Consider the following 12,062-nt stretch of genomic DNA (forward strand, 5'->3'; position numbering starts at 1 on the left):
CCATCAGAGAGTGGATCGCTTAAAGGGCGATTGCAGAGGTCTGCATACCAAAAAGCCGAAAATGATGCTTTTTAGTGTTAAAAGCATAATCCAATTTATAGTTATAAAAGAGGAGATATGTGCTTGTGATATCCTCATGAGAGCAATGGTGTTTTTTGGAGCAATTTGAAATATGGAAATGATGATACTCGCCCGCCGCTTACCGTTCCGGGAACTGACATAATGAAAAAAAAGACGTTGTTTACCCTATTGCTGATGATGGTGGCGATCGCATTGGCGATCCTGTTCCGCGCGCACAACCAGGATTTGTTGCTGCAGGGTGAAGTGGATGCACCTGAAGTGATCGTCGCTTCCAAAGCGAAAGGCCGGGTGGTTGAACGCCTGATTGAGCGCGGCGACGACGTGAAAAGCGGTCAGCTGATCATCCAGCTCGACAGCCCTGAACTGATAGCGCAACTGCGTTCCGCACAGGCGACGCGCGACGAAGCCAAGGCGCAGCTCGACCAGTCGCTGAACGGCACCCGTGAAGAGAGTATCCGCAACCTGCGCGCCAACCTGGCGCAGGCCGAAGCGCAGTACCGCAATGCGCAAAATGACTACAACCGCAACCTGAGCGTGGCCGGCAAAGGCTATATCTCGAAGTCCGAGCTGGACGCTTCGCGCCGCGCGCGCGACACCGCCTTCCAACAGGTACAGGCGGCCAAAGCCAATCTGGATGAAGGCATCAACGGCGATCGCGTCGAGCTGCGGCAACAATATGCGGCGGCGCTGCGGGCGGCGGAAGAGAACCTGCTGCAGATCCAGGCGCAGACCGACGACCTGCAGGTAAAAGCGCCGGTGGATGGCGAAGTGGGGCCGATCCCGGCCGAAGTGGGTGAACTGCTGAACGCCGGCAGCCCGCTGGTGACGCTGATCCGAGTGCCGGACGCTTACTTCGTGTTTAACCTGCGCGAAGACATCCTGGCCCACGTGCGCAAAGGCGACAAGGTCAAGCTGCGGGTGCCGGCGCTGAAGGACAAAATGATCGACACCGAGGTGCGCTACATCGCGCCGCTGGGGGATTACGCCACTAAACGCGCCACCCGCGCCACCGGCGACTTCGACCTGAAAACCTTCGAAGTGCGCTTGTATCCGTCACAGCCGGTGGACGGCCTGCGTCCGGGGATGAGCACCTTATGGCAATGGAAAGAGTAAGGGCCGGCTGGCGCTGCTTCAGTCACGCGTTCGACAAAGAGTGCCGCGTCGCCTTTCGCAGCCCGGTGGTGCACTGGCTGAGCTGGATCTTTCCGCTGATCCTGTTTGTGCTGATCAGCAGCAACTTCTCCGAAGGCACGCTGCTCGATCTGCCGGTCTCGGTGGTGGATAGCGATCACAGCCCGCTGTCCAAATCGCTGACGCGCCGGCTGGATGCGGGTTCGCACGCCCACGTCGAGGCTTACGGCGGCGGATTGCCGGAGTCGCTGAACCGCCTGCGCAGCGCACAGGATTACGCGTTGCTGTACATCCCGCCGGACTTTGAGGCCAACGCGCTGTCGGGCAAGCAGCCGAGCGTGGTGATGTACTACAACGCGCTGTTCTACGGCGCCGGGCTGTACTCCACCCAGGACTTCGGCGGCCTGATGAACGAAATCAACGCCAGCACCCGCAGCATCATCGCCACCGAGATGGGCAAATCGCTGCCGCCGCTGGCGGACGTGACGCTCTCCTACGGCAGCCTGTTCAACGCCAGCGGCAGCTATATCTACTACCAACAGTTCGCCGCCACTATCCACCTGCTGCAGCTGTTCGTGGTGACCTGTATGATCTACGTGCTGGCGCGCAGCAAGTCGCTGCTGCAGGCCAAGCCGTTCAGCCTGGCGCTGCTCGGCAAGCTGGCGCCCTACACGCTGTGTTTCACCACCCTGCTGATGGTGGAGATCGCGGCGCTGGTGGGCATCTTTGACGCCCGCGTCAGCGGCAATCCGCTGTTTATGCTGATGATCGGCCTGTTCTACGTGATGGCGGCGCAGAGCATCGGCCTGCTGCTGTATACCTTTACCGGCAGCACCATCACCGCGTACAGCCTGATCGGTATTTTGGTCAGTATCGCAATGACTTTCTCCGGCATGGCGGTGCCTGAGCTGTCGATGCCGCTGCCGGCGCGCATCATTTCCAACATCGAACCGTTGACCCACGCGCTGTACGCGATGTTCGACGTGTTCCTGCGCCAGGTGCACGCTAGCGCCATCTTCAGCGTGTGCGCGCTGCTGGCGGTCTATCCGCTGGTGGCCGCGCTGCTGGTGCGCAACCGCCTGCCGGCGCGGCTGGCAAAAGAGGGGAACGCCGGATGAAGCTCTATTGGCAAACCTTCGTTAAGGTGCTGCTCGGCATGCTGGAGCGGCCGGTGTGGCTGATGCTGATCCTGTCGCTGTGTATCATGAGCCTGGTGTACGCCAACCGCACGGTGTGGGATCTGCCGGTGGGGGTGATCGATCAGGATCACAGCACCGCCAGCCGCCAGCTGATCCGCCAACTGGACGCCACCTCCAAGATCGCCATTGAAACTTACGACAGCCTGGAGCAGGCGCAGCGCGATCTCGGCTGGCGCAAGCTGTTTGCGGTGCTCATCATGCCGGTGGATCTGGAGAAGAAAATTCTCAGCGGGCAGAACATCGTGGTGCCGATGTACGGTGACGCCACCAACCGCCTGGCTAACGGCCAGATCCAACAGGACGTGGTGGCGGCCTACCAGCAGTTGTTGACGGAGTACAACAACGGGCTGCTGCTGCGCAGTGGCTTCAGCGAACGGCAGGCGCAGATATTGCTGACGCCGATACTGGGACAAACGCTGGACGTGTTTAACCCCGGCATCAGCTTTGCGGCGATCATCTTCCCCGGCCTGCTGGTGATGCTGTTGCAGCACTCGCTGCTGATCGCCTGTATCCGCGTCAATATCGCCATGAAGAGCATGCCCGGTGGCAAGGCGCCGCTGGCGGCGCACCTCGGCGGGCTGACGGCGCTGCTGCCGATCTGGCTGTTCCTGTCGATCGTGCTGTTCGTGCTGTGGCCGTGGGTATTGGGCTATAGGCAGACGGCGAACATCGCCGAACTGCTGCTGCTGACCTTCCCGTTCCTGCTGGCGGTATTGGGGCTGGGCAAGCTGGTGACCGAGTGCCTGCGCAGCGTCGAGATGATCTACCTCACGCTGGCGTTCATCACGACGCCGGTCTTCTACCTGTCCGGCACCATCTGGCCGCTGCAGTCGATGCCGGCCTGGGTGCGCGCCATCTCGTACAGCATTCCCTCCACCTGGGGCACCAAGGCGATCGCCGGCGTCAACCAGATGGGGCTGTCGCTGAATGAAGTGTGGGGCGATGTGGTGATGATGTTGATACTCGGCGTGGTCTACACCCTGCTGGGCTTCGGCGTGGCCTTCTTGCGCAACAGCGTGGCGCTGCGCGGGATGTTCAGGAAGCGGCGGGCGAGTTGATCCCCTCATTGACCCTTTTTTTGGCGACTAAAATTAATGCTTTTAATTTCAATAAAATGCATTCTCTACCGGAAAAAGGGTTTTTGGGTGAGTAACGGCCGATTATCTTTTTTCTCAGCAGGTTAGAATCACTTGCTAACTGTTCACTGCCGTACAGGCAGCTTAGAAAAACGGCAATATTGCTTTCGGTTATCACTTCTAGTTCACTGCCGTACAGGCAGATCTAATGAGCACCACAATAGGTGCCCATTTGTTGAATACAAGAGGGCATCACCCCACCAACTCCAACCCCGCCACGCGGCGCCAGTAGCCGTTGCAGTCGGCGTGGTCGGTTAAAGTCAGCGGCTGCTCGCCGCGCTCGTTGGCGCGGAAGGCGTCGATTTGCGCCAGCGTCTCGGCGCCCTGCGGCGATAGCCGCACGATGTCCACCAGCCCTTGCATGCTCGGTAGCTCGTTGCCGAGGTTATAGCAGTAGCCGCTCATGGTCTGGATGCCGTTGAGCACGAACACCTGCTGCTGCTCCTGCGAGCGCATCATGCGACCCTGCGGATACTTGATGCAGCAGGTTTCGCACTCGTCCTTGCCGCGGTTTTCCGAGCGGGCGGTGAAGCAGCGCGCCGAATAGGCCAGCGGCAGGTGGCCGTAGCTCAGCACCTCCACTTCGAAGTCGTGGCGGAAGCCCAGTTCGTCGCACTGCGTCAGCAGGTTGGCCAGCCAGTCGCGCGACAGCTCGACCGGCATGCACCAGCGCATCATGCCCTGGCGGCGCAGCAGGCGTAGGGTATAGGCGTTGTAGCAGTTCAGCGCATGGCCGGCGACGAACGGCAGACCGCGCTCCGCCGCCATGTTGACCGCGCCCAGATCGTTGGCTTCAAACAGGAACTCGCCGTTCTCCACATAGCGTTTCAGCTCATTCAGTTCGGACGGCGCCTGCAGCAGCGCCAGCGTGGAGATCACCACCTGCTTGCCGCTGCGGGCGATTTCACGCGCCAGCGCCAGCCAATCGCCGACCTTCATCTCGCGCCGCTTGGTGCAGACGTTCTCGCCGAGATAAATGATGTCGGCGCTGCTCTCCGCCGCCTGTTGATAGAACGCCGAGATGTCGTTTTTCGGCCAGTAGTAGAGTACCGGCCCGAGTGCATATTTCATGTTTCCTCCGGCTACTGCCATTTGCGGTGATAGGCGCCCAGCGTGGTTTGGGTGCCCTCGGACATCGCGCCCAGCGTCTCCATCCAGGCGGCGTCGGCGCGATAGGCGGCCGGATCGGCCTGGCAACGGTCGATCGCCTGGCGCCAGACGCGCGCCACCTGGCTGACGTAAGCCGGGCTGCGCTGGCGGCCTTCGATCTTCACCGAGGCGATGTTGGCGGCCAGCAGCGCCGGCAGCAGCTCCAGCGTATTGAGGCTGGTGGGTTCTTCCAGCGCGTGGTAGCGAACGTCGTCCACCAGATAGCGGCCCTTGCACAGCGTCGGGTAACCGGCGTTTTCGTGGTCCTGATAGCGGTCGATCAGCACGTCGTTCAGGCGCGACTCCATGCCCTGTGCGGTTTGCTGCCAGCGCACGAAACGCGCCGGCGAACAGGCGCCGACGGTGTTCGGCGACTCGCCGGTCAGGTAGGAGGAGAGGTAGCAGCGCCCCTCGGCCATGATGCACAGGCTGCCGAAAGCGAACACTTCCAGCGGCACCGGGCTGGTGCGCGCCAGCTGTTTCACCTGGTGCATCGACAGCACGCGCGGCAGCACCACCCGGCCGACCTCGAAGTTGCGTTGGTAGAAACGGATCGCTTCCTCGTTGGTGGCGGAAGCTTGCACCGAAACGTGGCGTTCCAACTGCGGGTAGCGTTGGGCGGCATATTCCAGCATCGCCAGATCCGCCAGAATCAGGGCGTCGGCGCCCAGTTGGGCCGCCATATCCACCGCGCGCTGCCAGCGGACGTAGCCGTCGGGATGGGCGAAGGTATTGATGGCGATATGCAGTTTGCGGCCGTGGCGATGCACGTAATCGACCGCTTCCTGCAGCTTTTTCTCGGTGAAGTTGAGGCCGGCGAAGTGGCGCGCGTTGGTATCGTCTTTCAGCCCGATGTAAACGGCATCGGCGCCGTTATCCACCGCGGCCTTCAGGGCCGGCAGGTTGCCGGCGGGACAAAGCAGCTCCATAGATTTATCCTGGCTTAGCCGTACGCCCGGCCGGGCGCACGCTGTCTTTAAAGGTTGCCGGCGGCGGTGTTCCGCCGGCAAACGCGAATCGGGGAGGCCATTTTAGGCAAAGGGGCGCACACAGGTTTTGATTTGGGGCAGCTTATGGCGTATTGATAAACATGGCGGTGAAATGCACTATTTGTTGATATAGACCGCTGAAGCCGCGCGCCAGTGTGGCAAAATAGCGGTAGTCCGTATTGAAAGGAGTGGATGACCGTGTTGGAACAACTACGAGCACGCCTTGTGCGCCAGGGGCCGTCGCTGCTGCGCATCCCGCTGAAATTCACGCCGTTCGCCCTGCAGCGCCAGTTGCTGCAACAGGTGCTGAGCTGGCAGTTCCGCCAGGCGTTGGCGGATGGCGAGCTGGAATTTCTCGAATCGCGCTGGTTGAAGATCGAAGTTCGCGATCTGGCGCTACACTGGTTTATGACGGTAGAAAACGACAAACTGGTGGTCAGCCAGCACGCCGAAGCGGACGTCAGCTTCAGCGGCGACGCCAACGATCTGATCCTGATCGCGGCGCGCAAGCAAGATCCGGATACGCTGTTCTTTCAGCGTCGGCTGCAGATTGAAGGGGATACCGAATTGGGCCTGTATGTGAAAAATTTGATGGACGCCATCGAGCTGGAAAGCATGCCTGCGCCGCTGCGCATGGGGCTGCTGCAGTTGGCTGATTTTGTCGAAGCAGGGCTGCAGGAGGGCACGGCGTCGGTTTCCCGTGTGGCGGTATCATGCTGATCCGCGTAGAGATCCCGGTAGACGCGGCGGGCATTGACGCCTTGCTGCGCCGCGCCTTTGGCCGCGACGACGAAGCCGATCTGGTGCAGCAGCTGCGTGAAGACGGCCTGCTGACGCTGGGCGTGGTCGCCACTGACGACGAAGGCGGGGTAGTGGGTTACGCCGCGTTCAGCCCGGTAGACGTGGCCGGCGAAGACCGCCAATGGGTGGCGCTGGCGCCGCTGGCGGTTGATGAAAGCCTGCGCCGCCAGGGGCTGGCTGAAAAGCTGGTGTACGAAGGCTTGGATTCGCTGAACGAATTCAGCTACGCCGCGGTGGTGGTGCTGGGCGATCCGGCCTACTACGGCCGCTTCGGCTTTAAACCGGCCGCCGCCTATGGCCTGCACTGCCGCTGGCCGGAGACGGAAAGCGCATTCCAGGTGTATCCGCTGGCGGAAGACGCCCTGAATGGCGTCAGTGGCGAAGTGGCTTTTTCGGCGCCGTTTAATCGCTTCTAGCGCCCGGCAACAAATACTCCAACGACAGCGGCGGGTGATTCACCAGCCGCTCTTTTTGTATTTTGCTCAGCTGTTTGACGCGGTATTCCAGCCTCAGCGCCGTTGAGCGATCTCCTACCTGGCAGTGAAACGCCAGCGTCAGTTCCCCTTTGCCGCGTAGCGCCTTGGCGCCTTTGCCGGCCTGGTGTTCTGCCATGCGGCGCGCCACGTCAGTGGTGATGCCGGTGTACAGCATGCCGCTCGGTAAACGCAGCATATAGAGATACCAGTGGGGCAAGTCCATCATTGGGATCCTGTGCAAGGGTAGAGATGACATCAGGCCGCCATAGCTAAGCGCGGCATCTCTATTTTGTCACGATTTAACGATGGATTTCACCACTGGCGGAACGGTTTGTTTATTCCGTCTTGACGATAAGGGATTATTTTACACCCACGGTAAATTTGTTTTCTTCCCCTTTATGATGCTGAATTGTCCACTCGCCACTGACGCGGAATGAAGCCGCGGAAGCATAGGTGTCTTCCATAAACTGGAAATAAACGATTTTTCCGTCTTTGACCTGCGCTTTTATTGCGAAAGGAGAGGTGAACTGATGGCCTAGCGCTACTGAGGTATAGGTGAATTGACCAAATACGGCCACGGTGCCTCCGTCGGCAAGAATGTCACCGATCGTGAAGTCGTTTATCTCCCAGTAAGTGCCGACATTTGAAAAGGTATCGATGTAAACCTGGCGCCCTTGAGAAGTGCCCGCCCAGGGCTCGATCTGTTTGAGCTCTTTGTTTTCAAAGTTCAGGGAAGTATAAACCGCGTTTTCATCGATAAGACGCATGGCGGCATTGGTGACGTCTTCCTTTGCCGTGTTCATCAAGAATGCATAAACCACATCTTTTGGCAGTTGAGTCTCTTCTGCTTTCACAATGAGTTTTTCATTGTTTTTCATATAAACCTCGTCACGTGACTTCCGGGGTGAATAATTGGCCGTTTATTCCGATGATGAGCCGGTGATTGGTTGTAAATCAACGATGATCATAGCACCGCCGGAAAGCAGAGCAGATGATAGAAAGTGCTTAGGCGTTCGGGAAATAAAGTCCCTGTAAAACGGCAATAATCATCCTAACTCAATATTAAATAAGTTTTTTATTCATGGCGAAGGCATTGGCGCACATGGGGTGACGAAGCGAGAACGCTGTTTTAAATGGATTTATATAAGCGGTATCAATGATGTTTTGATGCTTTTTATTTATGAATGGCGGTAGTGAACAGGGATTATGCTTGGTGGCTTGGATTTACTGATAATAAAGCCCGAGAGTAAGAAAGAGAGTGAGTCATTCCAGTCACTAGAGCGGCGTGGGCGACAGAGAGCATCGGCTGGCCAGGGTTGCGATGAGGTGATATTGCACCCCATCACAATCCCATCCCCGGCCGCCGGAGCCTTACCGCTTTACCCCTTTTTTCCCGCCAGCTCGAAGCGCGGCGAAACGATGCCGTACAGCGTCCAGCCGAGGAAGGTGGCGATGGCGCCCCACATCATCGCTTCTTCACCGGAGCTGTAGAGCGCATAGAAGCTGTACAGCGCGCCGATGCCGGCGATGATATTGGCGATGCGCGCCTTGTTGTCCGGCACCTTCGCCACTTTCTGAATAATGACCAGCGCCGCCATCGACAGGATGTAAGGGATGATGTTGGTCACCACCGCCAGGTTCACCAGCACGTTGAACTGCTTGTTCAACGACGGGCTGATGGTCATCAGCGACAAACCGCTCTGGATGACGACGATGGTCAGCATGCCTTTAACCGGCGCGTCGGCCTTGCTCAGCTTGGAGAAGATTTTCGGGAAGAAGCCGCTGTCGGCGGAGGATTTGAACACCTGAGCGATGGTGAACTGCCAGCCGAGCAGCGAGCCGACGCAGGACATGACCATCAACGCCATGATGATCTTGCCGACCGTCGGGTTGAACATGTGGGAGAACGCCAGCCCGAACGGGGCGGTGGAGTTGGCCAGATCCATGTTCGGCACGATGCCGGCGATCACGTTGGTCGAAATGATATAGATCACCGCCGCGCTGAGGGTGCCGCCCAGTACGGCGATCGGCACGTTGCGCTCCGGGTTTTCCACCACGTCGGTGTTGGCGCAGGCGGATTCCAGCCCCAGGAACGCCCACAGGGTCATTGAGATGGAGGCGCCGATGGCTTCGAAGGTCGGCACCTGATGCGGGTTCCAGGCGGCGACGTAGGCGCTGCCGCTGAACCAGTACCAGCCGATGACCGAGATGCCCACCACCGGAATGATCACGCCCCAGACGGTGATGCCGCTGATTTTGCCGGTGATGCGCGCGCCGCCGAAGTTAGCGACGGTTGCCAGCCACAGCACGCCGATGGTGGCGATACAGATACCGAGCGGGCTGAGCGTGGTGTCGAACAACTCGGTGCCGTAGCCGACGGCGGAAATGGCGATGGCGATATTGGCGATCAGCAGCGAAACGCCGTAGGTATAGTTCGCCATGAAGTTGCCTGATTTACCGAAGGCGTATTCGGCGTAGCCGCCCATGCCGCCGGATTTACGGCTGAACATGCCGCATTTGGCGAAGGCGTAGGCCAGCGCCATCGAGCCGACGGCGGTCACCAGCCAGGAAACGATCGAAATCGTGCCTACTTCGGCCAGCTTGGTCGGCAGCATAATTATGCCGGAACCCATCATATTCACGGCGGTCAGGATCGTTAATTGTACGACCCCCATTTTATTATTGGACTTACTCATGATCATTTTCTCTTTTAGGATGCGATCCGGGCGGCGAGAATAATCGCCGCCCCGTAAGGTGATTAATTTTTCATGACGTAGCCGTAAGCGCGGTTCCAGCCGTCCTCATCCTGTTGGATATAAACGCCCTGCAATTCCGGCGCGAACCCCGGCAATAAATTGATGCCTTCCTCCAGTGCCAAGAAATAACGCTGCGCGGCGCCGCCCCAAATTTCACCGGGAACCACGCACAGCACGCCAGGCGGGTAAGGCAGGGCGCCTTCGGCGGCGATGCGGCCCTCGGCCTTGGCCAGCGACACCAATTCCACATTGCCGCGCACGAACTCGGTATTGGCGTCCTGCGGATTCATCACCACGCGCGGGAAATAACTTTTGCGGAACATCTCTTTTTGCAGTTCTTTAACGTCATAGCTGACGTAAAGATCGTGCATTTCCTGGCACAACTGGCGGATGGTGTAGTTTTTGTAGCGCTGCTGGTGGTTTTTATAGACCGCAGGCAGCACCTCGCTGAGCAGGGAGTTTTGCTCGATGTGCTTCTCGAAGCGGGCGATCAGGGCCACCAGGTGCTGCATCTTGGCGATGTCTTCCGCCGGCGTCAGCAGGAACAGGATCGAGTTGAGATCGCATTTTTCCGGCACGATGCCGTTTTCGCGCAGGTAGTTGGCCAGAATGGTCGCCGGGATGCCGAACTCGCTGTAGCTGCCGGTGGCGGTATCGATGCCCGGCGTGGTGAGCAGCAGCTTGCATGGATCGACGAAGTACTGCGACTCGGCATAGCCCTCAAAGGCGTGCCACTTCTCGCCGGGCACGAAGTTGAAGAAGCGCAGATCGTTGGCCATCGCCGCGGTGTCATAGGCCTGCCACGGCTTGCCGTCGATCTGATCCGGCACGAACGGTTTGATCATCGTGCAGGTATCCAGCAGCATTTTGCGCGCTTCGATGCCCACGCGCACGCACTCTTGCCACAGGCGCTGGCCGCTCTTGCCCTCGTGCATCTTGGCGTTGACGTCCAGCGCGGCGAACAGCGGATAGAACGGGCTGGTGGAGGCGTGCAACATAAAGGCGTTGTTGAAGCGCTTGTGGTTGCAGTAGCGGCTCTGCCCCTTGATATGCTTGTCTTTTTTATGGATCTGCGAGGTTTGCGAGAAGCCGGCCTGCTGTTTGTGCACCGACTGGGTGACGATGATGCCGGGATCGTTTTCGTTCAGCTCCAGCAGCAGCGGCGAGCAGTCTTTCATCATCGGAATGAACTGCTCATAGCCCACCCAGGCGGAGTCGAACAGGATGTAATCGCACAGGTGGCCAATCTTGTCGACCACCTGGCGGGCGTTGTAGATGGTGCCGTCGTAGGTGCCGAGCTGGATGATCGCCAGGCGGAACGGGCGGGCTTCGTTGGCGCGTTCCGGCGCCACTTCGCGGATCTGTTGGCGCAGGTAGCGTTCGTCGAAGCAGTGCGCGTCGATGCCGCCGATAAAGCCGAACGGGTTGCGCGCGGTTTCCAGATAAACCGGCGTGGCGCCGGCCTGGATCAACGCGCCGTGGTGGTTAGATTTATGGTTGTTGCGGTCGAACAGCACCAGATCGCCGCGCGTCAGCAGAGCATTGGTCGCCACCTTGTTCGAGGCCGAGGTGCCGTTGAGCACGAAGTAGGTCTTGTCGGCGTTGAACACCTTGGCGGCGTGCTGCTGTGCAGCGCAAGGCGCGCCTTCGTGGATCAACAGATCGCCCAGTTTGACGTCGGCGTTGCACATGTCGGAGCGGAAAAGCGTTTCGCCGTAGAAGTCGAAGAACTGGCGGCCCGCCGGATGTTTGCGGAAGAACTCGCCGCCCTGGTGGCCGGGGCAGGCGAAAGTGGCGTTGCCCATTTCTACGTATTGCGTCAGCGTGTTGAAGAACGGCGGCAGCAGTTCGCTCTCATATTTGGCGGCGGCGGCCTCCAGCTGTTTGCCGTAGAATTGGGTATTCTTGCCGCACAGTTCAAACACACCGTGCAGCGCCGGCAAGACGGCGTTATCCAGCTCTTCTTCGCAGCAGACGGCGACGAACAGCGGAATGTTCAGGCCGTGTTCTTCGATGCGCGCCACCATGCCTTGCGCGACGTCGTCTACCGACAGCACGATGGCGGCGACGTCATTGAAATCGCTGTGATGCACATCGACGATGTCGCGTTCAGTTTCAAAGCAGCCGAGGGTTTGGGTGTTGGCGGCAATTTTTAATTTTTTCATTTTTCTCATTCTTCAGGCAAAGGCATTCCGCCGGCAAATAATTTCATTTGCCGTTAACGCCTTCACGAAAATAAAGGTGTGCGAGAACCCAGTGATGCCGAAAGGCATTGACTGGGTTCTTTGTTTTATTTTTCTTGGAGGCTCTTTTACGGTATTAAAAATGTATTGCGCGCCCTTCC

11 protein-coding genes are annotated in these 12,062 nt (G+C 58.9%); 5 read left to right on the forward strand and 6 right to left on the reverse strand.

Annotation, left to right across the window (positions count from 1 at the left end; translation table 11 throughout):
- The first annotated feature begins 222 nt into the window (after positions 1–222).
- From IT763_RS02010 to IT763_RS02020, 3 genes are read left to right on the forward strand one after another with little or no spacing between them, the layout of a single operon-like run.
- The gene (locus IT763_RS02010) at positions 223–1,194 is read left to right on the forward strand and encodes an HlyD family secretion protein (RefSeq protein WP_019453332.1); all 972 of its coding nucleotides are present in this window, start codon (positions 223–225) and stop codon (positions 1,192–1,194) included.
- Positions 1,176–2,330, forward strand: coding sequence for an ABC transporter permease (locus tag IT763_RS02015; protein ID WP_025159593.1), 1,155 nt, complete (start codon positions 1,176–1,178; stop codon positions 2,328–2,330). Before IT763_RS02010 ends, IT763_RS02015 begins: the two co-directional genes overlap by 19 nt.
- Positions 2,327–3,469 carry an ABC transporter permease gene (locus IT763_RS02020; RefSeq protein ID WP_206195111.1) on the forward strand — a complete coding sequence of 381 codons (1,143 nt, stop codon included), beginning with the start codon at positions 2,327–2,329 and terminating at the stop codon, positions 3,467–3,469. Before IT763_RS02015 ends, IT763_RS02020 begins: the two co-directional genes overlap by 4 nt.
- A gap of 270 nt (positions 3,470–3,739) precedes the next feature.
- Here IT763_RS02020 and IT763_RS02025 read toward each other — a convergent pair whose 3' ends face one another.
- Positions 3,740–4,618, reverse strand: a complete 879-nt coding sequence (locus IT763_RS02025; RefSeq protein ID WP_206195112.1) for a U32 family peptidase — start codon at positions 4,616–4,618, stop codon at positions 3,740–3,742.
- A gap of 11 nt (positions 4,619–4,629) precedes the next feature.
- Positions 4,630–5,625: a peptidase U32 family protein gene (locus tag IT763_RS02030; protein ID WP_164053146.1), complete on the reverse strand. Its 996-nt coding sequence runs from the start codon at positions 5,623–5,625 to the stop codon at positions 4,630–4,632.
- A gap of 252 nt (positions 5,626–5,877) precedes the next feature.
- Between IT763_RS02030 and IT763_RS02035 the strand changes: the two genes are divergently transcribed.
- The gene (locus IT763_RS02035; protein WP_170913137.1) at positions 5,878–6,405 is read left to right on the forward strand and encodes an SCP2 domain-containing protein; all 528 of its coding nucleotides are present in this window, start codon (positions 5,878–5,880) and stop codon (positions 6,403–6,405) included.
- On the forward strand, positions 6,399–6,902 hold the full coding sequence (locus IT763_RS02040) for a GNAT family N-acetyltransferase (protein ID WP_016929312.1): 504 nt from the start codon (positions 6,399–6,401) through the stop codon (positions 6,900–6,902). Before IT763_RS02035 ends, IT763_RS02040 begins: the two co-directional genes overlap by 7 nt.
- On the opposite strand, the gene IT763_RS02045 is transcribed toward IT763_RS02040, so the two are convergent.
- The 4 genes from IT763_RS02045 to speF all read right to left on the reverse strand — a co-directional run bounded on the left by IT763_RS02045 (position 6,889) and on the right by speF (position 11,883).
- The gene (locus IT763_RS02045; protein WP_143779145.1) at positions 6,889–7,185 is read right to left on the reverse strand and encodes a GIY-YIG nuclease family protein; all 297 of its coding nucleotides are present in this window, start codon (positions 7,183–7,185) and stop codon (positions 6,889–6,891) included. The genes IT763_RS02040 and IT763_RS02045 overlap by 14 nt on opposite strands.
- 136 nt (positions 7,186–7,321) lie before the next feature.
- Positions 7,322–7,840 (reverse strand): nuclear transport factor 2 family protein, encoded by a 519-nt coding sequence (locus IT763_RS02050; RefSeq protein ID WP_004933453.1) that lies wholly within the window; start codon positions 7,838–7,840, stop codon positions 7,322–7,324.
- A 501-nt stretch (positions 7,841–8,341) separates the two neighbouring features.
- A complete protein-coding gene (potE, locus tag IT763_RS02055) occupies positions 8,342–9,658 on the reverse strand; it encodes a putrescine-ornithine antiporter (RefSeq protein WP_025305085.1) in 1,317 nt (438 codons plus the stop codon).
- Positions 9,659–9,720: 62 nt separating this feature from the next.
- Complete coding sequence (gene speF, locus IT763_RS02060) at positions 9,721–11,883, reverse strand: ornithine decarboxylase SpeF (RefSeq protein ID WP_015376427.1); 2,163 nt, start codon at positions 11,881–11,883, stop codon at positions 9,721–9,723.
- Between the last annotated feature and the right edge of the window lie 179 nt (positions 11,884–12,062).

Origin of the sequence: Serratia sp. CMO1, from assembly GCF_015689115.1 — a bacterium.
Lineage (GTDB): Bacteria > Pseudomonadota > Gammaproteobacteria > Enterobacterales > Enterobacteriaceae > Serratia > Serratia marcescens.

Coding starts and splice junctions, on each gene's coding strand:
- IT763_RS02010 (WP_019453332.1), top strand. CDS start 223: ATGAAAAAAAAGACGTTGTTTACCCTATTGCTGATGATGGTGGCGATC.
- IT763_RS02015 (WP_025159593.1), top strand. CDS start 1,176: ATGGCAATGGAAAGAGTAAGGGCCGGCTGGCGCTGCTTCAGTCACGCG.
- IT763_RS02020 (WP_206195111.1), top strand. CDS start 2,327: ATGAAGCTCTATTGGCAAACCTTCGTTAAGGTGCTGCTCGGCATGCTG.
- IT763_RS02025 (WP_206195112.1), bottom strand. CDS start 4,618: ATGAAATATGCACTCGGGCCGGTACTCTACTACTGGCCGAAAAACGAC.
- IT763_RS02030 (WP_164053146.1), bottom strand. CDS start 5,625: ATGGAGCTGCTTTGTCCCGCCGGCAACCTGCCGGCCCTGAAGGCCGCG.
- IT763_RS02035 (WP_170913137.1), top strand. CDS start 5,878: ATGACCGTGTTGGAACAACTACGAGCACGCCTTGTGCGCCAGGGGCCG.
- IT763_RS02040 (WP_016929312.1), top strand. CDS start 6,399: ATGCTGATCCGCGTAGAGATCCCGGTAGACGCGGCGGGCATTGACGCC.
- IT763_RS02045 (WP_143779145.1), bottom strand. CDS start 7,185: ATGGACTTGCCCCACTGGTATCTCTATATGCTGCGTTTACCGAGCGGC.
- IT763_RS02050 (WP_004933453.1), bottom strand. CDS start 7,840: ATGAAAAACAATGAAAAACTCATTGTGAAAGCAGAAGAGACTCAACTG.
- potE (WP_025305085.1), bottom strand. CDS start 9,658: ATGAGTAAGTCCAATAATAAAATGGGGGTCGTACAATTAACGATCCTG.
- speF (WP_015376427.1), bottom strand. CDS start 11,883: ATGAAAAAATTAAAAATTGCCGCCAACACCCAAACCCTCGGCTGCTTT.